Source organism: Pigmentiphaga litoralis, assembly GCF_048632615.1.
In the GTDB taxonomy this organism is placed as follows: Bacteria; Pseudomonadota; Gammaproteobacteria; order Burkholderiales; family Burkholderiaceae_B; genus Pigmentiphaga; species Pigmentiphaga litoralis_B.
The window spans coordinates 3,543,216-3,566,686 of sequence record NZ_CP184479.1; the positions used below are offsets into that span (position 1 = coordinate 3,543,216).

The 23,471-nt window shown below is 65.0% G+C and carries 19 protein-coding genes and 5 pseudogenes; 7 read left to right on the forward strand and 17 right to left on the reverse strand.

Annotated features, from left to right (window positions below; genetic code table 11):
• Window positions 1-190 precede the first annotated feature (190 nt).
• A complete protein-coding gene (gene rsmI, locus ACNANG_RS16185; protein WP_420227562.1) occupies window positions 191-1,084 on the forward strand; it encodes a 16S rRNA (cytidine(1402)-2'-O)-methyltransferase in 894 nt (297 codons plus the stop codon).
• 649 nt (window positions 1,085-1,733) lie between these two features.
• Window positions 1,734-2,297: a methylated-DNA--[protein]-cysteine S-methyltransferase gene (locus ACNANG_RS16190; protein WP_420223846.1), complete on the forward strand. Its 564-nt coding sequence runs from the start codon at window positions 1,734-1,736 to the stop codon at window positions 2,295-2,297.
• 54 nt (window positions 2,298-2,351) lie between these two features.
• Here ACNANG_RS16190 and ACNANG_RS16195 read toward each other — a convergent pair whose 3' ends face one another.
• From ACNANG_RS16195 to ACNANG_RS16250, 12 genes and pseudogenes are all read right to left on the reverse strand, one after another.
• Window positions 2,352-2,918, reverse strand: coding sequence for an SPOR domain-containing protein (locus ACNANG_RS16195; protein WP_420227563.1), 567 nt, complete (start codon window positions 2,916-2,918; stop codon window positions 2,352-2,354).
• A gap of 12 nt (window positions 2,919-2,930) precedes the next feature.
• Window positions 2,931-3,587 (reverse strand): annotated as a pseudogene (locus ACNANG_RS16200) (septal ring lytic transglycosylase RlpA family protein); the annotation flags it as partial.
• 97 nt (window positions 3,588-3,684) lie between these two features.
• Window positions 3,685-4,608 (reverse strand): RNase adapter RapZ, encoded by a 924-nt coding sequence (gene rapZ / locus ACNANG_RS16205; protein ID WP_420227564.1) that lies wholly within the window; start codon window positions 4,606-4,608, stop codon window positions 3,685-3,687.
• A 39-nt stretch (window positions 4,609-4,647) separates the two neighbouring features.
• The gene (gene hprK / locus ACNANG_RS16210) at window positions 4,648-5,577 is read right to left on the reverse strand and encodes an HPr(Ser) kinase/phosphatase (RefSeq protein WP_420223847.1); all 930 of its coding nucleotides are present in this window, start codon (window positions 5,575-5,577) and stop codon (window positions 4,648-4,650) included.
• A 96-nt stretch (window positions 5,578-5,673) separates the two neighbouring features.
• Window positions 5,674-6,149: pseudogene (gene ptsN / locus ACNANG_RS16215) on the reverse strand (PTS IIA-like nitrogen regulatory protein PtsN).
• A gap of 306 nt (window positions 6,150-6,455) precedes the next feature.
• The gene (gene hpf / locus ACNANG_RS16220; protein WP_420223848.1) at window positions 6,456-6,791 is read right to left on the reverse strand and encodes a ribosome hibernation-promoting factor, HPF/YfiA family; all 336 of its coding nucleotides are present in this window, start codon (window positions 6,789-6,791) and stop codon (window positions 6,456-6,458) included.
• Window positions 6,792-7,066: 275 nt separating this feature from the next.
• A pseudogene (locus tag ACNANG_RS16225) lies at window positions 7,067-8,541 on the reverse strand (RNA polymerase factor sigma-54).
• 8 nt (window positions 8,542-8,549) lie between these two features.
• The gene (gene lptB, locus ACNANG_RS16230; RefSeq protein WP_420223849.1) at window positions 8,550-9,362 is read right to left on the reverse strand and encodes an LPS export ABC transporter ATP-binding protein; all 813 of its coding nucleotides are present in this window, start codon (window positions 9,360-9,362) and stop codon (window positions 8,550-8,552) included.
• Window positions 9,359-9,922 (reverse strand): lipopolysaccharide transport periplasmic protein LptA, encoded by a 564-nt coding sequence (gene lptA, locus ACNANG_RS16235; RefSeq protein ID WP_420223850.1) that lies wholly within the window; start codon window positions 9,920-9,922, stop codon window positions 9,359-9,361. Before lptA ends, lptB begins: the two co-directional genes overlap by 4 nt.
• Window positions 9,837-10,544: an LPS export ABC transporter periplasmic protein LptC gene (gene lptC / locus ACNANG_RS16240; RefSeq protein WP_420223851.1), complete on the reverse strand. Its 708-nt coding sequence runs from the start codon at window positions 10,542-10,544 to the stop codon at window positions 9,837-9,839. Before lptC ends, lptA begins: the two co-directional genes overlap by 86 nt.
• A gap of 64 nt (window positions 10,545-10,608) precedes the next feature.
• On the reverse strand, window positions 10,609-11,217 hold the full coding sequence (locus ACNANG_RS16245) for a KdsC family phosphatase (protein ID WP_420223852.1): 609 nt from the start codon (window positions 11,215-11,217) through the stop codon (window positions 10,609-10,611).
• 6 nt (window positions 11,218-11,223) lie between these two features.
• Window positions 11,224-12,237 (reverse strand): KpsF/GutQ family sugar-phosphate isomerase, encoded by a 1,014-nt coding sequence (locus ACNANG_RS16250; RefSeq protein ID WP_420223853.1) that lies wholly within the window; start codon window positions 12,235-12,237, stop codon window positions 11,224-11,226.
• 199 nt (window positions 12,238-12,436) lie between these two features.
• Here ACNANG_RS16250 and ACNANG_RS16255 point away from each other — a divergent pair, with 199 nt between their 5' ends.
• On the forward strand, window positions 12,437-12,976 hold the full coding sequence (locus ACNANG_RS16255) for an adenine phosphoribosyltransferase (RefSeq protein ID WP_420223854.1): 540 nt from the start codon (window positions 12,437-12,439) through the stop codon (window positions 12,974-12,976).
• Between the two features lie 97 nt (window positions 12,977-13,073).
• Here the strand turns inward: ACNANG_RS16255 and uvrA are convergent.
• Window positions 13,074-15,997, reverse strand: a pseudogene (uvrA, locus tag ACNANG_RS16260) (excinuclease ABC subunit UvrA).
• A gap of 280 nt (window positions 15,998-16,277) precedes the next feature.
• On the opposite strand from uvrA, the pseudogene ACNANG_RS16265 reads away from it, so the two are divergent.
• From ACNANG_RS16265 to ACNANG_RS16280, 4 genes and pseudogenes are all read left to right on the forward strand, one after another.
• Window positions 16,278-16,592: pseudogene (locus ACNANG_RS16265) on the forward strand (MFS transporter); the annotation flags it as partial.
• Window positions 16,593-16,945: 353 nt separating this feature from the next.
• Window positions 16,946-17,410, forward strand: a complete 465-nt coding sequence (locus ACNANG_RS16270; RefSeq protein WP_420227565.1) for an MFS transporter — start codon at window positions 16,946-16,948, stop codon at window positions 17,408-17,410.
• A 210-nt stretch (window positions 17,411-17,620) separates the two neighbouring features.
• On the forward strand, window positions 17,621-18,127 hold the full coding sequence (ssb, locus tag ACNANG_RS16275) for a single-stranded DNA-binding protein (protein WP_420223855.1): 507 nt from the start codon (window positions 17,621-17,623) through the stop codon (window positions 18,125-18,127).
• Window positions 18,128-18,519: 392 nt separating this feature from the next.
• Complete coding sequence (locus tag ACNANG_RS16280; protein ID WP_420223856.1) at window positions 18,520-19,245, forward strand: hypothetical protein; 726 nt, start codon at window positions 18,520-18,522, stop codon at window positions 19,243-19,245.
• Between the two features lie 22 nt (window positions 19,246-19,267).
• Here ACNANG_RS16280 and ACNANG_RS16285 read toward each other — a convergent pair whose 3' ends face one another.
• The 4 genes from ACNANG_RS16285 to ACNANG_RS16300 all read right to left on the reverse strand — a co-directional run bounded on the left by ACNANG_RS16285 (window position 19,268) and on the right by ACNANG_RS16300 (window position 23,411).
• Window positions 19,268-20,620, reverse strand: a complete 1,353-nt coding sequence (locus ACNANG_RS16285) for an APC family permease (protein WP_420223857.1) — start codon at window positions 20,618-20,620, stop codon at window positions 19,268-19,270.
• Window positions 20,621-20,930: 310 nt separating this feature from the next.
• A complete protein-coding gene (locus ACNANG_RS16290; RefSeq protein ID WP_420223858.1) occupies window positions 20,931-22,259 on the reverse strand; it encodes an aspartate aminotransferase family protein in 1,329 nt (442 codons plus the stop codon).
• 75 nt (window positions 22,260-22,334) lie between these two features.
• On the reverse strand, window positions 22,335-22,619 hold the full coding sequence (locus ACNANG_RS16295; protein WP_420223859.1) for a hypothetical protein: 285 nt from the start codon (window positions 22,617-22,619) through the stop codon (window positions 22,335-22,337).
• A gap of 18 nt (window positions 22,620-22,637) precedes the next feature.
• The gene (locus tag ACNANG_RS16300; protein ID WP_420223860.1) at window positions 22,638-23,411 is read right to left on the reverse strand and encodes an SDR family oxidoreductase; all 774 of its coding nucleotides are present in this window, start codon (window positions 23,409-23,411) and stop codon (window positions 22,638-22,640) included.
• Window positions 23,412-23,471: the final 60 nt, after the last annotated feature.

Below are 23,471 nucleotides of genomic sequence, written 5' to 3' on the forward strand. Positions count from 1 at the left end.
ATGCTCGGGTATCCTCGCAAGATGCAAAATGAATCCAGCACTACCCCCTGACGCGGGGCCGTCCCAAGAGCACGAGGCCGGCCGCCTTCCGTCCGCCACTCAGGCGCGGGCGGATGATGCGTCCGGCAGCGACAGCACCGGCGCCGACGCGGTCGCGGCGCCCACATCGCCTTCCAGCGCCTGGGTGCGCATGGCCGATCGGGTCGCGACGCAGTTCTGGCCCAAGCCGGCCTTGTACGTCGTGGCCACGCCCATCGGCAACCTGGGGGACTTGAGCCTGCGCGCGCAGATCAGCTTGCAGCAGGCGGACGTGATCGCGGCCGAGGACACCCGGCTGACGCGTCCGTTGCTCGACGCGTGGGGCATCCGCACACCGTTGATCGCGGCGCACCGTCATAACGAAGCACAGGCTGCCGACGCCATCGTGAGCCGGCTGGCCGCGGGCGACCGGGTGGCGTTGGTATCGGACGCCGGCGCCCCAGGGGTGAGCGATCCGGGCGCGCGCGTAGTCCGGGTGGTGCGCGAGGCGGGATATCCGGTCGTGCCAGTGCCCGGGCCGAGCGCGGTGATCGCGGCGCTGATGGCCAGCGGAGTGACCACCGACGAAAATCCCGCATTTGCCTTCGCGGGCTTTCCCCCGCCGAAAACGGTGGCCCGCCGCCGGTGGCTGGAAACGTGGTGCCGTCTGCAGGCGCCCGTGGCGATGTACGAATCGCCGCACCGCCTGTCGGCCACGCTGGCAGACCTGCTGGCGGTCTGCGGCCCCGAGCGGCCCCTGACCATCGCGCGGGAACTGACCAAACGGTTCGAAGAGATCGTGACGCTGCCGCTGGCGGACGCGCAGGACTGGCTGGTGGCGCATCCCCAGCGCGCGCAGGGCGAGTTCGTTCTGATCGTGGGCGCGGCGGCCGCACCGGAAAGCGACATGCTCGATGCCCGGACGGAAGACGTCGTTCAGGCCCTGCTGGAAGTCATGAGCGTGCGGGATTGCGCAAAGGTGGCTGCCCGGATCACGGGCCTGCCCCGCGACGCCTTGTACGCGCGCGCCCTGGCGATCAAGAACGGGAAGAGCGCCGACGAATAGGCGGAGTCTGCCGTGCCTTGGACCGGCTAACGTAAAGCCCCCACCATCGTGACATGAGCCGCGACTGCCGCATCGCGCACGACCTAACGGCAGCCATAGACTTGCGTCCAGGGCAGCACAAAGTTCCAGACTCGATAACGCTGAGGAATACATGGGGTAAGTCTCCGGCAACGCTGCCAGGCAGCGAAAAAGCCAGTCCAATGCATGCTTGGTGAACGCGCCGTGGCAACGCAACTGGCATGCTCGATCGCGCCCGCAACGCCGTGATCTGCCTGGACCTGGACGGGTATTGCCAGCATGCGCGTCACGCGCGGGATGCGCGATTGGATCGGCGTGTGCTTGTCACGTCAGGCTTGCGCCGACGCGGCTGTGGAGCTTCCACCATGACAACGCGCTGCGCATCCGCAATACTCACAGCATCGGCTTTCCCTGATGGACGACATGGAACATCCCCCTTATGCAACTCCTTTCCCCAGATATCCGGATGGCGCCGTCCTCACGCCCTTCTGATGCCCGCACCGGTCCCGAGCTAATGTCACAGCAGGGATTCCCAGGAGGGCCAGGGTCGTCCCGCGATGCGTCCCCCCAGTCGTCAGCCCAGGCAGCACCGACCGTCAACGTCTCGCGCCCCGCATGGCACTACCTGGACATGCCGACGCCGCTCGGCGCCCTGCGCATTGCCGTGCGCGCCCCCGCGGCGGACAGCGCGAGCCCACCCGCGAAAGGACAGCCCAAAGTGGGTACCTGCTCGGCCACAGGCCTTGCAGGCGCCTGGTTCGTCGACGATCAGAAGTACCTGCCGCAACTCACCACGGCGTGGAAGGCAGCCCCAGACCATCCGTTCCTGCGAGACGCACAGGAAGACATCCAGGCATGGTTCAAGGGGGAGCGGGAAGTGTTCAGGACGGCGTTGTCACCCAGCGGGACGCCGTTCCAGGAAGTCGTATGGCAAGGGCTGTTGGGTATCCCCTACGACGAAACGGAGAGCTACGCCGCATTGGCGCATCGGATCGGCTGCCCGCCGACAGCCGTGCGCGCCGTGGCCGGCGCAGTGGGCCGCAATCCCATTTCGGTGTTGATACCCTGCCATCGCGTGATTGGAAGCGATGGCGCGTTGACGGGCTACGCAGGCGGGCTGCCGCGCAAGCAATTCTTGCTGCGGCTGGAGCAATCCGGCCGCCAGACGGCCATGCCGTTCAGCCTGCAGCCATAAGGCAGTTGACCATGCATTCGCCCCGCGTCCCAAGGCGCAACCGCAGCAGTCGACCTATCGGGTAACGATCACCGGCGTCACATCCACACGCGTCTGCATGCGCTGCGCGGCGGCCATGGCGGCTTCACGGTCGGGGTAGGGCCCGACCTGGACCCGATGCAGGCTGCCGCCGCTGATGACGCGCAGTGACTCGACATCAGGCACGCGAGTGCGAATGCGGTTCACCAGGTCTTCTGCGTTCCGTTCACCATTGAAGGCGCCCACTTGCAGATAGATGCCTGAACTTAAAGGCGCCGACACAGGCGTTGGCCGATAGGTGGACGGTACGGTGACGGGCGCCGAGGCCTGGTACGACGGCCCGGCGCTTCCAGAACCGCCGCCCGAGCCAAAGCCAGCGCTTGACCCACCGCCAGGCCCGGCGCCATAGCCAGACCCGGTACCCGCAGCAGCCGCTGCGTCCGCACCCGGCGCCCCGTTGACCGAACCCGCACCCGCGCCGGTCCACGTACCGTCCGCCCCCGCCACACTTGCGCTGGGCCGTGGCGCCGGCCGCAATGCCGGCGTGGGCGCCAGGAACTGCACCGGCACGGCACCGGCCGTGGGCTCGACCGGCATCGTCATGGCGATGGCATCGATCTCCGGACCCGTTCCGCTCGTGGTCGCCACGCCGGTGTAATTCGACGCCACGGGCAACGCCGACGTGGCCGACCCCGCAGTAGCAGCCGCCGTCCCGGCAGCGACCCCAGCCGACGACGCCGGCGCCATCGCCAACACCGGCTCGCCGTTACGTTCCGCGCGGATCCGCGCAATCTCCGCCGGCATCAGCAGTTCCACCACCACTTCCGAGCTGCCCTTGCCCAGAATGCCCAGCTTGTGCGCCGCCGTGTAGGACAGGTCGATCAGGCGATCGCTGTGGAACGGTCCACGATCATTGATGCGTACGATCACCGTCTTGTTGTTCGCGATTCGGGTGACCCGTGCGTAGCTGGGAATCGGCATCGTCGGGTGGGCGGCGGTCATCGCGTACATGTCGTAGATCTCGCCGTTCGATGTCCGCGCACCATGGAATTTCTTTCCATACCAGGAGGCCACGCCGCGCGCCGTGTAGGCCTGCTGGGTGGTATCGGGCACATAACGCTTGCCGAAGATCACATACGGCTTGTTCGGACCACTGGCCAGCGGTTCGAGCTGCGGCATCGCATCCGGCACCAGATCCAGGTTGGCGGGCGGATTGTCTTCCGGGCCGTCGTCCTTGTAGTAACCACCCCCTTGCCCCCCGACGACGCCACACTGCCGCCACTCTTAGTCGGCGTACTGCCGCAGCCCGCCAGCGCAAACGCGGCAAGGGTCGCGGCCATTACGGTGGTGCGGCTGGGTGTCAGGGTCATCACGAGGCACTCCGGGCAGGGGCGTGGGGGACCAGATCGTGGGCAACCTGGTCATGCAGGTCGAATTGCTTTTGCGCGCGGTGGCGCACCAGTACCTGGCCCTGGTCGGCGAACAGGGCGGCCAGTTGCTCCACCACGTATACCGAACGGTGCTTGCCCCCGGTGCAGCCGATCGCCACCGTCAGGTAGCTGCGGGTGTCCTGCACATACTGGGGAAGCCAGGTGCGGATAAATCCGGCAATGTCGTCGATCATGCGCTGAACGACCGGAATTCCGGCCAGATAGGCCGCCACCGGCGCATCCCGGCCGGTCAGGGGCCGCAGCAAGGGATCGTAATGCGGGTTCGGCAGGCACCGCATGTCGAACATCAGGTCGGCATCCAGGGGCACGCCTTCCTTGAAGGCAAAGGATTCGAAGGTCAGCACCAGCGGGTGGCTGTCGGCGTGGACCACATTGCGCACCCAGGCGCGCAGTTGTCCCGGCGTCAGTCCGGTAGTGTCGATCACGTTACCCAGTTCGCGCAGCGGCCCAAGCAACTCCCGTTCACTGAAAATGCAGGCCTCGACCGACGGCGCCACGCCCTGGTGATACAGCTTCTGGGTCAGGGGATGCCGGCGGCGCGATTCGGAATAGCGGGTCACCAGGGTATTGGTATCCGCGTCCAGGAAGACCACGCGGATCTCGGTGCCCATCTGGCGCAGCGCCACGATGATGCGCGGCAGGCTGGCGATGTCGCCGCTGGACCGGGCATCGATCGATACCGCCACGCGCTGCTGGTCTTCGTCGCGGGCCGCCGCCACGAATTCCTGCAGGAAGCGCACAGGCAGGTTATCGACACAGTTGTAGCCGGCGTCTTCCAGGGTCCGCAGTGCAACCGATTTGCCGGATCCGGAAATGCCGGTAATGAATACGACGCGAAGCACTGCCTGGTTTTGCATGAGTGAACTGTCGGGGTGGGAAAATCAACTGCCGTTCTGGATGGCTTGCGCCTGGCGTTCCATGAAGTCCTGCATCGTATCGATGCCACGCAACTGCAAAATGACATTTCGCACGGCGGCCTCGACCAGCACGGCCAGGTTGCGGCCGGCGGCAACGGGCAGCACGACCTTGCGGATAGGCAGCGCAAGGACTTCCTGTGTCTGCGCCTGCAAAGGCAGGCGCTCGAAATTGGCTTCGGGCGACGTGGTGCGCACCAGGTGCACGATCAGCTTGAGCTTCATCTTGCGCCGCACCGACGTTTCGCCAAAGATCGCCCGGATGTCCAGCAGGCCCAGGCCGCGCACTTCCAGCAGGTTCTGCAGCAGCGGCGGGCAGCGGCCCTCGATCATGTTCGGCGCGATCCGCGAAAATTCCACGGCGTCATCGGCCACCAGGCCATGGCCGCGAGAAATCAATTCCAGCGCCAGTTCGCTCTTGCCCAGGCCGGACTCGCCCGAAATCAGCACGCCCATGCCCAGCACGTCCATGAACACCCCGTGCACGGTGGTCATGGGTGCCAGCTTCTTGGCGAGATAGATCCGCAGCAGGTCGATCACCTGGGCCGCCGACTTGGGCGACGCCAGCACCGCCACGTTCTGCTGTTCGCAATGGGCAATGATGTCTTCCGGCGCATCCAGGCCGTCCGCCATGATGATGGCGGGCACGCCCCCGGCGATCAGTTCGTCCAGGTGATGCGCACGTTTGCGCAGTTCGAACCGCGTGTAGTACGACAGTTCTTCATGTCCGAACACCTGGATCCGAGACGGGTGGATCAGGTTCAGATGGCCAACGAGATCGGAAGCGGCCAGACAGGTCGCCGGCAGCGGCGAGCGCCCGGCGCTGCCGCGGCCCGCCAGCCAGGTCAGGCTGATCTTGTCCGCGTTGTCGTCGACCAGCTTTTCAATTGTCAGCATCACGTATCAGTGCACCGGAAACGGGTCCGGAAGAGGGAACGGCAGGAAGGCAGGACCGGTTACCCCGCAGGGCGCACCCCGGCGCGGGCCGCGTCGTCAGGCCGTTGCGTCGGACGGTGCCGGCTCCCAGTGCGTCAGCAGGGAGTGCACGGCGCTGGCCGATGGTTCCGCCAGCAGGGCATCGCGCAGCGCGCGGTTGGACAGCATCTGCGCCAGTTCGGACAGGATCTCGAGGTGCATTTGCGTGGCCTGTTCGGGCACCAGCAGGAACACCAGCAACTGCACGGGCTTGCCGTCGGGCGCTTCGAATCCGATCGGCGCAGCCAGGCGCACGAACGCGGCGACCGCTTCGGTCAGACCCTTGATGCGCCCATGCGGCACGGCGACACCTTGACCGAGTCCGGTGGACCCGAGGCGTTCGCGCGAGAACAGGCTGTCGAACACGACCGATCGGGCGATACCGTGATTGTTTTCAAACAGTAGCCCGATCTGCTCGAAGACCCGCTTCTTGCTGGTGACTTCCAGCTCGAGCAGGACGTTGGAGGGGGCAATATCCGAGAAATCAGATTCATAGTGTGGGCGACCAGCCCGTGCACGACGTGCGTTGCACAGGAAAGGAACCAGAGGTGACAGCGCTTGGCCTTGGACGTCGATTATAGCCAGCATGTCCGATCTGTCACTCAATCGCGATAGTTATGCATATTTTGTGCTGGAATTTCATCCGTTTGGATGCTATGGCGCGGTAAGAGTTCCGCGCCGGCCCGGGAGGGGTTGACCACGCCGTGGTGGTCGTCCGGGCCGGTGTCGTCGCCAACTGCTCGATCAGAGCGCGGCGGTCATATCCGTGCCATCAACCATCGGCAGGATGCTGCCCTGGATCAGAGATCGGCAGGGATCTGCCTTTTGGGCGCTTCGTCGATCGTGACGCGAGTGGTCTGGATCTTGTCCTTGTACTTGATGACCTGGCGGTCCACCTTGTCGACCAGCGTGTCGATCGCGGCGTACAGATTGTCTTCCTGCGCCTCGCAATGAATGTCTTTGCCCTTGAGGTGCACCGTAATTTCGGCCAGATGCTTCAGCTTTTCTACCGAAAGGATCACTTGGATGTCGATGACATGATCGAAATGACGCAAAACCCGTTCGATCTTGTTCATGACGTACTCCCGGATGGCGGGAGTGACCACGAGGTGATGACCGCTGATGCTCAGATTCATGTAAAGCCCTCCTTGAAGCTGTTTCTGGAAAGGGATCTTCCCAAAACCTGCCGGCCCCGCGCGAGCGGGAACCGGCGTCGTGGCACTCGCATGCCACTTTGGTTGCGTCGCGGATAGGAGGGTCTCCGGACTAAGCCACGCAACAAAAGTAGCGAGCCAATGCATCAACCGATGACGTTCAGATGGGCTCGTATCCGACGGCTTCAATAGCTGGAGTTGCAAGCACCGATGTCGGGATGTTTCGTGGACATCGCTGCCTGCGGCGTGCGGCCAGGCTAGATTGCCTTGCGCAGGGAGACGGGGGAATCTTCAGGGCTTCGCGGTATTTGGCGACAGTGCGCCGGGCCACCACGATGCCTTGCTCTCCAAGCATCTGCGCAAGCTGGCTGTCGGATAGCGGCTGAGTGGGTTCCTCCGCGCAAACAAGCTGTTTGATCAAGGCCCGGATCGCCGTGGAGGACGCTGCCCCGCCGGTTTCCGTTGCCACATGGCTGCCGAAGAAGTACTTGAGTTCGAACGTGCCCAGCGGGGTGAGCATGTATTTCTGGGTGGTGACCCGCGAGATCGTCGACTCGTGCAGCCCTAGTGTATCTGCTATTTCACGTAACACAAGGGGGCGCATCGCCACTTCGCCGTGGTTCAGAAAGCCGTGCTGGCGCTCGACAATGGCCTGCGCCACGCGCTGTATCGTGTCGAAGCGCTGCTGCACGTTGCGGATCAGCCAGCGGGCTTCCTGCAGCTGTGAGGACAAGCCCGGATGGGCCGATGCGCGCTCGGATTTCAGGATCTGGGCATACATCTGGTTGACGCGCAGGCGGGGCACCGCGTCGGAGTTCAACATGGCGCGCCACTGGTTGCCGACCTTGCGCACCACCACGTCGGGCACCACGAAGTCGGCAGCCGGCGACGAATACTTCGAGCCTGGCCGGGGATCGAGCTTGCGGATCAGGGTCTGGGCGGACCGCAGCAGGTCGTCGTCGCAGCCCAGCGCCTTGCGCAGCTTGGCGTAGTCGCGCGCCCCCAGCAGGGCCAGGTGGTCCACCACGATGGCGCGCGCGCACTGGAGCACGGCGGAGTCGCGCGCTTCGGGCAGGCAGTCCAGGTCGGGGTCGCGCAGTTGCAGGCGCAGGCATTCCGCCATGTTCCGTGCCCCCACGCCGGTGGGGTCGAACGATTGCAGCAGGCCCAGGGCCGACCGCAGTTCGTCTTCGTCGATCTCCAGTTCGGGCGGGAACAGGCCGGCGATCTCGTCCAGCGGTGTCGTCAGGTAGCCGTTGTCGTCGAGTTCATCGATCAGCGCGCCTACCAGGGCGCCGTCACGATGCGTGACCTGCGTCAACGATAGCTGTTCGTGCAGGTGCTCGCGCAACGACGTCGAGCGCGCCGCCAGTTGCGGCGCCGTGTCGTCGTCGTGTTCGGACCCCGGGCGATGCAGCTCGGGCATTTCGTGCGAGGAATCCTGCGCCTCGCGCCCGTCGTCCACCGCCGTCGAGGGCTCGCTCGAATCGGCCGGCGTCTCGGCCGGGGTCTCGGTGCGCTGGGTTTCGTGCATGCTGCCATCGGCGTCGACGCGAAGGTTCCCGATCGCCGCGTCTTCATCGCGTTCGAGCAACGGGTTTTCCTGCAGGATCTGCTCGATCTCGTGTTCGAGTTCGAGCGTCGACAGTTGCAGCAGCTTGATGGACTGCTGCAATGCCGGCGTCAGCGCCAGATGCTGGGACGTGCGAAGTTGAAGGCCTGGTTTAAGCATGGTCACCGCTACATGCGGAAGTGTTCCCCCAAATACACGCGCCGCACCGCGGAATCGCCCACGATTTCTTCCGGATGGCCATTGGCCAGCACGGTCCCTTCACTGATGATGTAGGCGCGGTCGCAGATACCAAGCGTTTCGCGAACGTTGTGGTCGGTGATCAGTACGCCGATCCCGCGTCCCTTGAGGAAACGCACGATGCGCTGGATCTCGATCACCGCGATCGGATCGACGCCCGCAAAGGGTTCGTCGAGCAGGATGAAGCGGGGATTGGTGGCCAGCGCGCGCGCGATCTCGACGCGGCGGCGTTCGCCCCCCGACAACGAAATCGCGGCATTGCTCCGGATATGGCCGATCTGCAATTCTTCAAGCAGTGCTTCGAGGTGTTCGGCGACCCGTGCCGACTTGAGCGTGGCGCCATGTTCGTCGCGCTGCAGTTCCAGCACGGCACGGATGTTCTGTTCCACCGTCAGGCGGCGGAATACCGAGGCGTCCTGGGGCAGATACGAGAGGCCACGCCGCGCGCGCTGGTGAATCGGCAGGGCCGTGATCGACTCGCCGTCGATATCGATGCTGCCCGCGTCCGCCGGCACCAGGCCGACGATCATATAGAAGCACGTGGTCTTGCCGGCGCCGTTCGGACCCAGCAGGCCCACCACTTCGCCGCCGTCGACTTCCAGCGAAACGTTCTGGACGACCGTGCGGCCCGAATAGGCCTTGCGCAGCCCCGTGGCGCGCAGTTTGCCCGATTGTTTCGTCTGGCCGCCCACGGCCGAGGCCGGCGCGTCCTCGACCACGGGAGGCGTGACGGGATGGTTCATCGGCCCCCCTTCTTGGCAGCGGCCGGGGCGCCGGGACGCGCGCAGCCGTTGTCGGGGGCGGCGGCACCGCTGTCGCGCGGCTGGATCACCGTGCGCACGCGCTGGTTGGGCGTGGCGGCGCGCGGACCGCCGTTGGCACTGTAGGTCTCGGCGCGCTGGTCGTACGTGATCTGCTGGCCGCGCACTTCGTCCACCACCTGTTCACACGCCAGGCGTTTCACGACCGCGCGCGAGATGAAGTGGATCTTGTCGTTCCGGCCGTCGAACTCGGCCCGCTCGGCTTCGCCTTCAATGTATTCGTCGGTGCCTTCGCGCCGCTGGCGAACGAACACCAGCTTGCTGCCGGTGGCGGTGGCGACGCCATGCTGGAATCCTTCGGGGTCCTCGCGCAGTTCAAGGCGATCGGCGCGCAGCGTCAACGACCCCTTGGTCAGCACGACGTTGCCCGTGAACACGCTGGTCTGCTTCAGGTCGTCATAACGCAGCGAATCGGCGTCGACCAGGGTCGGCTGCTGATTGTCGGTCTTGGCCGCCAGGGCGGCGCCAGCGGTCAAGGTCACGCTGGCGATCGCGATCAGCGCCTGCGCGGCGAAGCGGGTAAATGAAAGGTTCGGCACGATGATTTTCTTGTCCTTGTCTAGGGCTGCCGTGGTGCGGGGGTTTCCCCGGAATGATTTCTACCTGAGTACGCTGCGCGATCGACAACTCGCGCGTGACATTGTTGTAGCGCATGCCGCGGCCCTGGATGCGCGAGCGTCCGTTCAGGATCGTGGCGGGCTGATCGGTAAACGCAAGGTCTTCGTCCGGGCGCAGCGTCATCTGTTCGCTGCGGATCGTCAGCGCGTCCCGGCCCTGGCCCGCCATGCGCTGGAAGTCGACATTGCCGCGCATATCGATACGCGCGCCATCTTCGTCCATCCGCGCGAAATTCGACGAAACCACAGTGGTCGGCCTGTCGGCGCGCTGGTTGACCGCGCGCAGCTGGGTGACCTCGGAAGAGTCGTCATCCGGGTAATGCACCAGCCGCTTGCCTTCCATACGAGTGCTGGGCAGGCCTTCGGGATCGCTGCGCACCATGACGAAATCTTCGACATACGAATCGATTTCGTGGGTGAGCCGGCGCGGCGGGTCGGTGGTGACAGCCCGCTGCGCGTAGTCGGCCGCCCACCACGTGCCGGCCACGAGGGACACGAGCAGGATGATGGAAACGGCAGAGGCGAGGCGATCTCTCATGGCGGCCCGGGATTTATTGCGGTGAACCGACGGTCAACGGGGCGCGCGGGCGGCCAGCAATGAAGCCCCCGAGCCGGCCCTGCGCGGCCAGGATCAGATCGCAGCATTCGCGGGCGGCCCCGGTGCCAGCCGGGCGGCTGGAGATCCAGTGCGCGGCCTGCGCCACGTACGGCGGCGCTTCGGGCACGCTGGCGGCAAAACCGACGCGCTGCATGGCGTGCAGGTCGATCACGTCGTCGCCCATGAAGCCGACCTGCTCCATGTCCAGGCCGTGGCGCTGGGCCAGCGCCGTCAAGGCTTGCGACTTGTCACGCACGCCCTGCTGCACATCCGAGATGCCCAGGTCGGCAGCGCGGCGCGCCACGATGGGCGAGTCGCGGCCCGTAATGAAGGAGACCAGGATGCCGCTTTCCTGCAGCATGCGGATGCCGAAGCCATCCAGCGCATGGAAGGCCTTGATGGTTTCGCCGTGCTCCCCATACAGCAGGGATCCGTCGGTCAGCACGCCGTCCACGTCGAAGATCATGAGGCGCAGGCGCGTTGCGCGCTCGCAGACGGCCTGCGACGTGCGCGCCAGGATCAGCGCTTCGGCGGGATGGGAGGGAGTCAGTTTGATTGCCATCGGGGTTCAGAGCACCTTTGCTGCCATCAGGTCATGGGTATGCAGGGCGCCGACGAGGCGGCCCGTGTCATCCAGGACAAGAAGCTGGTTCTTGCGGTTTTCGTCCATTTGCGCAGCGGCCTCGACCGCCAGCGCGTCGGGGCCGACGTGGCGCGGCGACCGGGTCATCCCGCTGGCCACGGTCAGGCTGCGGATGTCGCCTTCGCGTTCGATCAGGCGGCGCAGGTCGCCGTCGGTAAAGATGCCGACCAGTTCGCTGCCGTCCAGAACCGCCGTCATGCCCATGCCCTTGCGGGTAATTTCGATCAGGGCTTCGGTAATGGACGCATCGACCGACACCACTGGAATCGCGTCGCCGGTGCGCATCACGTCGCGCACATGGGTCAGCAGCCGACGGCCGAGCGCGCCGCCCGGATGCGAGCGCGCGAAGTCTTCGGGGCCGAAGCCCCGCGCTTCCAGACAGGCTACGGCCAGCGCGTCACCCAGGCCAAGCGCTGCAGTGGTGCTGGCGGTCGGCGCCAGGTTCAGCGGGCAGGCTTCGATATCGACGCCGCCATTCAGGTGGACATCCGACAGCCTGGCAAGTTCGGAATGCGGGTTGCCGGTAATACTGATGAGCTTGGCGTCCATGCGTTTGACCGCGGGCACGATCGTCAGCAGTTCGGCCGTGGTACCCGAATACGAAATCGCCAGCATCACGTCGTCGGACGTGATCATGCCCAGGTCGCCGTGGACCGCTTCGGCGGCATGCACGAAGAACGCGGGCGTGCCGGTCGAGGCCAGCGTGGCGGCGATCTTGCGCGCGATATGGCCGGACTTGCCGATGCCGCTGACGACCACCCGGCCACGGCAGGCAAGCAGGATCCCGACCGCCGCTTCAAAGCTGGCGTCGAGCCGCTCGGCCAGGGTCACGAGAGCCTGTGCTTCGATCGTGAGCGTGCGGCGCGCGGACGGCAACGCGTCGGCGGCGTTCGGCACGGGAACGCGAGCAGGGCCTGTCGTGGGTAGCGAAGCTGTCATGGGCTGCGATGATGACCGGAGTGTGGCAGTGCGACGCGGGCAGCCGACACAAAGTGATGAAAAACACAGCGTGCCGACGCTGGCCGGGTTACTTTGGCCGTAGTTTAATTCAGCGGACCTGCCAGTATAGTAGCAAGGCACGGTCCTTGCTTGACCGCCTGCGCCGCGATTTTTAGTGCTTACTCTCCTTGGACTGCCGATGTTTCTGGACCCCGATTACATCCGCGACCGCATTCGCACGGTGCCCGACTGGCCGGAAGCGGGGGTGATGTTCCGCGACATCACACCGCTGCTGCAGGACGCCAGGACGTTCCGCGCGCTGATCGACATATTCGTCTATCGCTACATGGGGCAGCGGCTGGACCTGGTGGCGGGCATCGACGCCCGGGGCTTCATCCTGGCCAGCGTGGTGGCCTACGAACTGAACCTGGGCTTCGTGCCGGTGCGCAAGAAGGGCAAGCTGCCCTTTGCGTCGATTACCGAAGAGTACGCGCTGGAATATGGCAGCGCGGCGGTGCAGATGCATGCCGACGCGGTGCGCCCCGGGCAGCGGGTCTTGTTGATGGATGACCTGGTGGCCACGGGCGGCACGTTGCTGGCGGGCGCCAAGCTGCTGCAGCGCCTGGGGGCCAATGTGGTGGAAGCCGCGGCGATCGTGGACTTGCCGTCGCTGGGCGGCGGGGACCGGATCCGGGCATCGGGCCTGGACCTGTACGCGGTGTGCTCGTTCCCGGACTGAGACAGCGCCAGGGCAGCCTTTTTCCCGCGGATGGCGGGAGCGCCGGATGCCGATGCCTGATTGGCCAGCGGCGTTGGCGGCGTGCTCCCCGATCCCTTCAGGCCGCGTCGGGGTCCGCCACCTTCTTGCTGGCCCGGGCGGGCCTGGCGGCTTTCTTGTTGGCCGCCGCCGTCTCCAGCAATCGCGCCAGGTACTTGCCGGTATGGCTGGCCGGATTCCGCGCAATGTCCTCGGGCGGACCTTGGGCCACGATCTGCCCGCCGCCGTCACCGCCTTCCGGCCCCATGTCGATCACCCAGTCCGCCGTCTTGATCACGTCCAGGTTGTGCTCGATCACGACCACGGTATTGCCCGTGATGACCAGTTGACCTATCACTTCCAGCAGCAGCGCAATGTCATGGAAATGCAGACCCGTGGTCGGCTCGTCCAGGATATATAAGGTGCTGCCGGTCCCGCGCTTGGACAGTTCCTGGGACAGCTTGACGCGCTGCGCCTCGCCGCCCGACAGGGTTGTCGCGCTCTGCCCAAGGCGGATGTAGCCCAGGCCCACCTCGATCAAGGTCTGCAGCTTGCGCGCGATGGCGGGCACGGCTTCGAAATAGGTCAGCGCCTGCTCGACGGTCAGGTCCAGCACTTCGCTGATGTTGCGCCCACGATAGCGGATTTCCAGCGTCTCGCGGTTGTAGCGTTTGCCGTGGCAGACGTCGCAAGGCACGTAGATGTCCGGCAGAAAGTGCATTTCCACCTTGACCATGCCATCGCCCTGGCAGGCTTCGCAGCGGCCGCCCTTCACATTGAAGCTGAAGCGGCCCGGATCGTAACCCCGGGCGCGCGCTTCGGGCACCCCGGCAAACAGCTCGCGGATCGGGGTGAACAGACCGGTGTAAGTGGCCGGGTTGCTGCGCGGCGTCCGGCCGATCGGGCTCTGGTCGACACTGATGATCTTGTCGAAATGATCGAGCCCGTCGATCGACACGTACGGCGCCGGTTCGGTCTGGCTGTTGTACAGGTGCTGCGACACGGTAGGCACCAGGGTGTCGTTGATCAGCGTGGACTTGCCCGACCCGGACACGCCGGCAATGCACACCAGGCGGCCGATCGGGATATGCAGGTCGACCGACTTCAGATTGTTGCCCGATGCGCCCAGCAGATGCAGCCACTTCAGGTCGGGTGCGTCGTGCACGGGCCGGCGGGCAGGCACCGCGATGGTCAGCGCGCCGCTCATGTACTGGCCGGTCAACGACTTCGGGTCGTCCAGGACATGCGCTGGCGTGCCTTCGGACACGATCTGGCCCCCATGCTCGCCTGCGCCCGGGCCCATGTCCACGACCCAGTCGGCGGCGCGGATCATGTCTTCGTCATGCTCGACCACGATCACGCTATTGCCCAGGTTACGCAAGTGGCGCAGCGTGTCGATCAGGCGATCGTTGTCGCGCTGGTGCAGGCCGATCGACGGCTCATCCAGCACGTACATCACGCCGGTCAGACCCGATCCGATCTGGCTGGCAAGCCGGATCCGCTGCGCTTCTCCCCCGAAATGGTGTCGGCGCTGCGATCCAGCGACAGATAGTTCAGGCCGACGTTATTCAGGAACGACAGGCGGGACGCGATTTCCTTGACGATACGATCCGCAATGTCCCGTTTGGCGCCGGTCAGGGCCAGGTCTTCGAACCAGCGCAGGCATTCCGCCAGCGGCAAGGCTTCCAGTTCATAAATGGCCAGGCCCTGTTCGCCTTCGCCGACTTTCACGAACCGCGCTTCGCGGCGCAGGCGCGAGCCGCCACAGTCCGGACAGGTCTTGATGTTCCGGTACTTGCCCAGTTCTTCGCGTACCGTGGCCGATTCGGTTTCCTTCCAGCGCCGTTCCAGGTTCGGAATCACGCCTTCAAATGCATGGGTCTTGACCGACGTGCGGCCCTTCTCATTCACATAGGTGAAGGGAATTTCCTGCTCGCCCGACCCGAACAGCACCCGTTCCTGCACCTCGGGCAGCAGGTCTTCGAAGGGCGTATCCACTTCGAATTCGTAGAAGGCGGCCAGGTTGGTCAGCAACTGGTGATAGAACGGATTGCGGCGGTCCCACCCCTTGATCGCGCCACTGGCCAGGCTCAGTTCCGGAAAGGCCACGACGCGCTTGGGGTCGAAAAATCCGACATGCCCGATGCCGTCACAAGTCGGGCAGGCGCCGACCGGATTGTTGAAGCTGAACAGGCGCGGTTCCAGTTCCGGCAGGCTGTGGCTGCACACCGGGCAGGCATACCGGCTGGAAAACAGGTGTTCCTTGCCGTGGGTCTCGTCTTCGGCGGCGTCCAGTTCCAGCACGATGGCGCGGCCCTGGGCCAGCGTGATCGCCGTCTCGAAGCTTTCGGCCAGGCGCTGCTGCGCTTCCGGACGCACCCGCAGCCGGTCGATCACGATGTCGATATCGTGCTTGTCGTTCTTCTTCAGCGGCGGCACGCTGGCGATATCCATGACTTCGCCATCGACGCGCACCCGCACGAAGCCTTGCGCCTGCAGGCTGGCCAGGTCGTCTTCGAAACTGCCTTTGCGGTCGCGCACCAGCGGCGCCAGGATCGCCAGGCGCATTTCCGGCGACATGGCCAGCGTCGCATCGACCATCTGGCTCACGCTTTGGGCCTGCAGCGGCAGCAGGTGGTCGGGACAGTAGGGCGTGCCCACCCGCGCGAACAGCAGGCGCAGGTAATCGTGGATTTCGGTCACGGTGCCCACGGTGGACCGTGGATTGTGGCTGGCGGCCTTCTGTTCGATCGAGATCGCCGGCGACAGGCCTTCGATCAGATCGACTTCGGGCTTGTCCATGAGCTGCAGAAACTGCCGGGCGTAAGCGGACAGGCTTTCGACATAACGCCGTTGGCCTTCGGCGTACAGCGTATCGAACGCCAGCGACGACTTGCCCGAGCCCGACAAGCCGGTAATCACCACCAATTGGTGCCGCGGCAATTCCAGCGACACGTTCTTGAGGTTATGCGTGCGGGCGCCCCGGATCCGTATTACGTCCATGACCATGCGCCCATGAGCATTGCGTCAGCAATGCCGTTCATTACTCTGCAGCCCATCAGTTTTGCTTTATCCGTTTGCTGTTCCGGCATCGGCCGGCCGAACGCTTGCGTCCAACCCGGCGAAAAGCCAACTTGGTACTATAACGCGCTGCAAATTCGCGCGCCTATCCGATCCGCCCTCGCTGCATTCATGCGTCCTGATGACCGCTCCTGACTCCTTTCGCATGACCCCGTCCGAACGGCGCGCCAGTTTCTCGCTGGCTGGCCTGTTCATGTGCCGGATGCTCGGGCTGTTCCTGCTGTTGCCGGTATTTGCCGTCGCGGCCCAGGGCCTGCCCGGCGGGACGGACCCCGCGCGCGTCGGTCTGGCGCTCGGCATGTACGGTCTGACGCAGGCCTTCATGCAGATTCCGTTCGGCATCGCCTCCGACAGATGGGGCCGCCGGCCGGTGGTCGTCTTCGGGCTGATCCTGTTCGTGCTGGGCAGCATCGTCTGTGCGACGTCGAACGATCTGTTCTGGATCACCATCGGGCGGGCCATCCAGGGCTCCGGCGCCATTTCGGCCGCTGTCACCGCCTGGCTGGCCGACGCCACCCGCGACCACGTCCGCACCAAGGCCATGGCAATGATCGGTGTGTCCATCGGCATGACGTTTGCGTTGTCGCTGGTGCTGGCGCCGCTGCTGGTCGGCTGGGGCGGGCTGCCGGGACTGTTCTGGACCATTGCCGCGCTGGGTTTGGCGGCACTGGGCGTGGCGGCCTGGGTCGTGCCCGCCGCCCCGCCCACGCCGCCGTCCATCGGCAAGATTCCCTTCCGGACCGTGCTGATGCACCCCGACCTGCTGCGCCTGAATCTCGGCGTATTCACCTTGCACCTGATCCAGGTCGCGCTGTTCGTGGTGGTGCCGGCCACCCTGGTACGCATTGGCGGGCTCGACGCCAGCACCCTGTGGCGCGTCTACCTGCCCGTGATCGTCGTGTCCTTCTTGGTCATGGTGCCCATCATTGGCGTCACCGAACGGTTCTCGACCCATCGGCAGACCATGCGCGGCGCGGTCGGGGCGCTGCTGCTGGTCTGTATCGGCTTGATCTGGGCGCAGGCCCACTATGTGGCGCTGGTGGTCGCGCTGACCGCCTTCTTCTCGGTCTTCAACGTGCTGGAAGCCATGCAGCCGTCGCTGGTGTCGCGCGTCGCGCCCCCACGGTCAAAGGCCTGGCGCTGGGCTTCTATAACACCAGCCAGGCCGCCGGGCTGTTCGCCGGAGGCGCCCTGGGCGGCTATCTGTCGTCGCAGGTAAGTTCTTCGGCGGTGTACGTATTAGCCGCCGTGCTCGCGGTAATATGGCTGATCGCCACCTGGCGGCTGACGCCCCTGCCACCGCGCCGCACGGCCCGGCAGGCCGCGGCGTCCTGACGGGGGCCGCAGGGCCGTTCGCACGGGGGCTGCAAAGCCGTTCAGAACGCCCCTGCAAGCAGGACCGAAATATCCGGGCCATACGAGCCACCCCGCATGGTGGCCCGGGCCCATCGAACGAATCATGACGGGCTGCCACCGGCGGCGTTCTGTGCCCACCCGCCGACGCGCGCAGCCCGACATTGCAATGAATCATCTGGAGAAAGTGGAATGGCATCCGTCAACAAAGTAATTCTGGTCGGCAATCTGGGACGCGACCCCGAAGTCCGCTACAGCCCCGATGGCGCGGCAATCTGCAACGTCTCCATCGCCACCACGTCCACCTGGAAAGACAAGACGTCCGGCGAAAAGCGTGAAGAAACTGAATGGCACCGCGTGGTGTTCTACAACCGCCTGGCCGAAATCGCCGGCGAATACCTGAAGAAGGGCCGCCCGGTCTACGTCGAAGGCCGTCTGAAGACGCGCAAGTGGCAGGACAAGGACACCGGCGCCGACAAGTTCACGACCGAAATCGTGGCCGACCAGATGCAATTGCTGGGCGGCCGTGAAGGCGGCGGTGGCGGTGGTGGCAACGACGGCGGCGACCAAAGCTACAGCCCACCCGCGTCGCGCCCGGCCGCCCGCCCGGCCAGCAGCCAGCGCCCGGCCGCGTCGCAATCGTCGAACAACAACGCCGCGCCCAACTTTGCGGATATGGACGACGATATTCCGTTCTGATCGAGCAGGTCTGGCTGGTTACAGGAACCCCGCGGTAACGCGGGGTTTTTCTTTGGGCGAAGGGTTTGTAGGTGGTTGCCACGATGGCTGAGGAGAGCGGCGTGCGTGCCGCAGAAAGCACAACGCCGCCCAGTGGGCGGCGCAGGCTCTATTACGGCGGGGGCTTCACCAATTTCGGTTCAATAACCTAAGGGCACCCGGTCTTTTGACTGGGTTTGGGAGCGGCGGATCCCGCCGTGCATCGAAAAAGTATAGTTATCGAGGATGTTCACGTCAATGCCTTACCAAGCCTACCTGGACACCTTATCCAGACCGCGCGCGGGGTTTACCGACGCGTCTTTCGTACGCAGACCGATGCAGAAACGGCTGGCGCCATCCTTTGGAGCCAATCCATGGCGATGTCTTTGCAATCGCTTGTGCAGACGTTCGAGGTCACGCTCCGGAATCGTATTCATGTCAGCTTGTCCCGTCAGGCGAGTATGGCCATGGGTGAGCCGTCCTCATCTGTCGCCTGGTACGACCACAAGGCCGGATGGATGGTCCTTCATGGGGAAACGTTCGAGAAGGTTGAGAAGATACTTTGCGCGAATAGCGGCCTGCGCCTTGCTGTTCTCCCAACTCCCGACCGGGTTGTCGCATCGCTCTCGTTCGGCGTCTGGCCCAACATGCTCGATTCGCAGCTGCCGACGCCTGCGATCGAAGCGACGACTTTCGTTGACGTGTTTCCCGCGCACCCGAAAGTCAGGCAGCACTGGCGATTCCAGCCTAACCGGAAGGAGACGGTCGCCGTAGTCAAAGATGTGCAGAATTGGCGCAATCGGCTCTCACATTGCAAGCCGGTCTGGTCCGAAGGATGGTTCCGCAGTAGCCCTGCGCAGCATTGGACGGATATGCTGCAACGGCTGACGGCCAGGCGGCAGCGGATACTCCAAGTGATGGCGTGGATGTGCCCTCAAACCGCCCAAGTACACATACACGGATTTCAAGGCAGGCTGTTCGATCAGCTCGTTCAGGATGCGGCCGTGTTTGCGTACGTCAGCCAGCCTCTTGCTCCATGGTCAGAAGCCGGTCCAATCTCTGACAATGCGGGCTTGGCGTTGTACAAGCAAAGGCGTTAGCTGCTCACGGCGCGTACGCCAATCACCGATGTCTCGGCGATGTTCCTTTCCCCAGCCGCGTCACGCCAAACAACAGCACCCCCAGCAGCAACAACCCGCCGCCCCGCACCACCGTCTCCAGGCTCTGTTGCGACGCGAGCAGCAGGCAGCAGCCTATCGACAGCCACGGCACGATGGTCGGCACGCGAAAGTGCTGCTCGGCAACCACGTCCTTGCGCAACACGAGCACGGCGATGTTGGTGCTCAGGAACACCACCAGCAGCAACAGCACGACGGTGCCGGCCAGGACTTCCAGGGTGGACGTGAAGGTCAGGGCCATCGCGACGACGGTGGTCCAGAGAATGGCGGTGCCGGGCGTGCGGCGCACGGGCAGGACGCTGGCGAGCCGGTCGGGGAGCAGCCCTTCGCGGGCCATGCCGTAGGTCAGGCGGCTGGCCATGATCATGGTCAACAGGGCGCCGTTGGCGACGGCGACGAGGGCGATGACGGCGAACCAGCGGGGCGGGATGCCAAGGCCGGACGCGCGCACGACTTCCAGCAGCGGGGCAGACGAGTTGGCGAGTTGCTCGATCGGGACGATCAGTGACGCGGCCAAGGCGACGAGTACGTAGACCAGGCCGGCGATGAGCAGCGATGCGAACAGGGCGATGGGGTAGACGCGGCGCACGTCGCGGACTTCTTCGGCCAGGTTGGCGGACGTCTCGAAGCCGACAAACGAATAGAAGGCGAGCAGGGCGCCGGCAAGTACGGCCATGGCGGGGGAGACGCCGGGGCGGAACTGAGTCAGCTGGCCAAAGTTGCCTTGTCCTTGAAACACCAGGTAGACGCCGCAGGCAATCACGATGAGCAGGCCGGACAGTTCAACCAGGGTCATGACCAGGTTGGCGCTGAGCGATTCCTTGATACCGCGGGCGTTGAGGAGGGCGATGGCGACGAGGAAAACGAGCGCGGCGGCGATGGGGGGCACGTTAATGAACGCGCTCAAATAGTCGCCAGCAAAGGCCACGGCCAGCCCGGCGGCGCTGGTGACGCCCGCCGCGACCATGCAGAAGCCGACCAGGAACGAGATGACCGGCCGTTTGAAGGCCTTGGCGGCAAAGACGGCCGCGCCGCCTGCGCGGGGGTACTTGGTGACGAGTTCCGCGTACGACCCGGCAACAAGCAGCGCGAAGACCAGGGCGAGCAGCAGCGGTGCCCAGAGTGCGCCACCGACGCGGCCAGCGATGGTGCCGGCCAGGGTGTAGACGCCCGCGCCCAGCACGTCGCCCAGGATGAAGAAGAGCAGCAGCGGGCCGGTGATGGCGCGGCGTAATGGCTCACCGGGCACATCACGCATGGCGGGCTCACCGGTCGAAGGCAATTCCTGGGACGACATGGCATTCCTTGCGCGGAACTGGGCCTGCGCTTGAGTGAAAGTTGGGATCCTGGCGTTCCACGTTTCCTCCGGCAATCCCAAGCGTCGTTGGGAACGCGCGGGTAAAAGTCGGCAGGTTCTGCGGTCAGCTGACGGCGGTTACGCAAATCGCGTTGATGAAGCAATGCTGACTAAGCTGATAGCGCTTAGGGTCCCCAAAGTGCGGACAGGGGCAGGGGCCGATAATCCGATAATCGAATAGTGCGATAGTCCGATCCGCAAGCTCCGCCGATCATGGCCTACGGACCCTTGCCAGCGCGCACATCGCCGATCAGTCCAGACTGCGCAACACCTTGCCAAGCTTGTCAAACAATTCGTCGATCTGCGCTTTCTCGATCACCAGCGGAGGCGACAGCGCAATGATGTCGCCGGTTACGCGGATGAGCAGCCCATCGGCAAAGGCACGTCGGAAGGCATCGAACGCACGCGCACCGGGTTGGCCTGTGCGCGGCGCCAGTTCGATGCCGATCACCATGCCAATGGCCCGGATGTCGACAACATTGGGCGCGTCGCGCAGCGCGAATGCGGCGTCGTGCCAGTACTCGACCACGCTCTGAGCATGTTCAAGAATGCCGTCCTGCTCAAAAATGTCGAGCGTGGCCAGGCCGGCTGCGCAGGCCAGCGGGTGCCCGGAATAGGTGTAGCCGTGCGCCAGTTCGATGCCGGCCGGGCCGTGCATGAACGCGTCGTACACATGGGGCTGGACCATCACGGCGCCCATGGGGACGACCCCATTGGTCACGCCCTTGGCGGTGGTCACCATGTCGGGCATCACATCGAAATAGTCATACGCGAAGGGCGTGCCAAGTCGGCCGAAGCCGGTGATGACTTCGTCAAAGATGAGCAGGATGCCGTGCTTCGTGCAGATGTCGCGCAGGCGTTTCAGGTAGCCCACGGGCGGGATCAGCACGCCCGTCGATCCCGAGACCGGCTCGACGATCACGGCTGCGATGTTGGAGGCATCGTGCAGGGCAACCAGCCGTTCCAGCTCATCCGCCAGTTCAGCGCCGTGCTGCGGCAGGCCACGGCTGAAGGCATTGCGGGCCAGATCGTGCGTATGCTGAAGGTGGTCCACGCCAGGCAGCAGCGACGCATGAAAGGTCTTGCGATTGCCGGGAATGCCGCCCACCGACATGCCGCCAAAGCCGACGCCGTGATAGGCGCGTTCGCGGCCAATGAAGCGGGTACGGGCCGGCTCGCCGCGGGCACGGTGGTAGCCAAGCGCAATCTTCAGTGCACTGTCGACCGATTCCGACCCCGAGCCGGTAAAGAAGATCTGGCTGAAGCGGCCGCCGGTGTAGTCACGCAAACGATCCGCCAGTTCGAAGGCAGCCGGGTGACCCATCTGGAATGACGGTGCATAGTCCAGTGTGGCGACTGCCTTCTGTACTGCCGAGACGATGCGCGGCTGGCCGTGGCCCAGCGGCACGCACCACAGGCCGGCCGTCCCGTCGAGCACGGCATTGCCGGCGTCGTCGCGGTAGTACATGCCTTCGGCCGACACCAGCATGCGCGGATGCGCTTTGAAGTCGCGGTTGGCCGTGAACGGCATCCAGTAGGCGGACAGGTCGGACGGGGAGGGGGAGGAGGGAGAGGCCATTCCGCAGCGTCGCTCAAGAAAGAGAGTGAACTGCGATTATGGCCAGCGGCGCCGCTGCCGGCCAGCCTCGTTTGGCTACGAGGTGAAAATCGACCGGCGGGGTGCCCGGCGGCGGGCGGCGGCCCGCACGGCGATCAGCGCGGCCAAGGGCACGCCGAACACGACCAGGCCAACGACGACTTCGGTCAGCACGGTCTGGCCGGCGGCCACGCCGCGCTGCCCGTGCGCGACGGTGGCAAGCAGCCAGAACACGACGAACGCCGTGTCCATGCTGCGCCCAGGCAGCCGAGCGATGCGCTCAATGCCAAGCAGCACGGCCAGATCGATCAGGCCGGCAACGGTGGCGGTCAATGTATGCACTGTGCGTCCCGCCGTGACTCAGGCCAGCCCGCCATTGGCCCGCAGCACCTGCCCGTTCACCCATCCCGATTCCTGGCTGACCAGGAACGCGACCACCTTGGCGATATCGTCGGTCTGGCCCAGCCGTTCCAGCGGGGGCATTTTGGCAAAGTTCTGGACCTGCTCTTCCGTCTTGCCTTTCAGGAACAGGTCCGTGGCCACCGGGCCAGGCGCCACCACGTTGACGCGGATCTGGCGGCCGCGCAGCTCTTTCGCGAAGACCCGGGTGAACGCTTCGACGGCGGCCTTGGTGCCGTTGTAGATCGCATACCCTGGCAAATTCATTGCAAGCGTGGTGCTGGAAAAGTTGACGATGCGGCCGCCGTCGTTCAGCCGCTTGCCGGCTTCCCGCAGGGTGTTGAAGGTGCCGCGCACGTTGACGCCGAAGGTGGATTCGTACAGTTCGTCGCTGGTTTGGGCCAAAGGCATCGTCGTCAGAATGCCGGCATTGTTGACAAGCACATCCACTTTGCCGAGCTGGCTTTCGGCTTCGTCGAACAGGCGTTGCACATCGGCGGACTGCGCCACGTCGGCCTGGACGGCGATGGCGCGATGGCCGTCGGCGGTCAACGCGGCGACCAGTGCGTCGGCATCGGTGGAACGGCTGGCATAGTTGACGACGACGGCATAGCCGTCATCGGCCAGCCGGCGGGCGATGTCCGCGCCGATGCCGCGCGATGCGCCGGTAATGATCGCGACACCGGCGTGGCCGGCGGCTGGGGAAGTCGGGGTCGAAGTCGTTGCGGTCGTCATGTGGATGCTCCTGAAGTCAGTGTGGCAATGGCTGCATGGTGCACGTTCGCGCGGACCAGA

Coding starts and splice junctions, on each gene's coding strand:
- rsmI (WP_420227562.1), top strand. CDS start 191: ATGGCCGATCGGGTCGCGACGCAGTTCTGGCCCAAGCCGGCCTTGTAC.
- ACNANG_RS16190 (WP_420223846.1), top strand. CDS start 1,734: ATGCCGACGCCGCTCGGCGCCCTGCGCATTGCCGTGCGCGCCCCCGCG.
- ACNANG_RS16195 (WP_420227563.1), bottom strand. CDS start 2,918: ATGACGATGCCGGTCGAGCCCACGGCCGGTGCCGTGCCGGTGCAGTTC.
- hprK (WP_420223847.1), bottom strand. CDS start 5,577: ATGCTGACAATTGAAAAGCTGGTCGACGACAACGCGGACAAGATCAGC.
- hpf (WP_420223848.1), bottom strand. CDS start 6,791: ATGAATCTGAGCATCAGCGGTCATCACCTCGTGGTCACTCCCGCCATC.
- lptB (WP_420223849.1), bottom strand. CDS start 9,362: ATGAACCATCCCGTCACGCCTCCCGTGGTCGAGGACGCGCCGGCCTCG.
- ACNANG_RS16245 (WP_420223852.1), bottom strand. CDS start 11,217: ATGGCAATCAAACTGACTCCCTCCCATCCCGCCGAAGCGCTGATCCTG.
- ACNANG_RS16250 (WP_420223853.1), bottom strand. CDS start 12,237: ATGACAGCTTCGCTACCCACGACAGGCCCTGCTCGCGTTCCCGTGCCG.
- ACNANG_RS16255 (WP_420223854.1), top strand. CDS start 12,437: ATGTTTCTGGACCCCGATTACATCCGCGACCGCATTCGCACGGTGCCC.
- ssb (WP_420223855.1), top strand. CDS start 17,621: ATGGCATCCGTCAACAAAGTAATTCTGGTCGGCAATCTGGGACGCGAC.
- ACNANG_RS16280 (WP_420223856.1), top strand. CDS start 18,520: ATGGCGATGTCTTTGCAATCGCTTGTGCAGACGTTCGAGGTCACGCTC.
- ACNANG_RS16285 (WP_420223857.1), bottom strand. CDS start 20,620: ATGTCGTCCCAGGAATTGCCTTCGACCGGTGAGCCCGCCATGCGTGAT.
- ACNANG_RS16290 (WP_420223858.1), bottom strand. CDS start 22,259: ATGGCCTCTCCCTCCTCCCCCTCCCCGTCCGACCTGTCCGCCTACTGG.
- ACNANG_RS16300 (WP_420223860.1), bottom strand. CDS start 23,411: ATGACGACCGCAACGACTTCGACCCCGACTTCCCCAGCCGCCGGCCAC.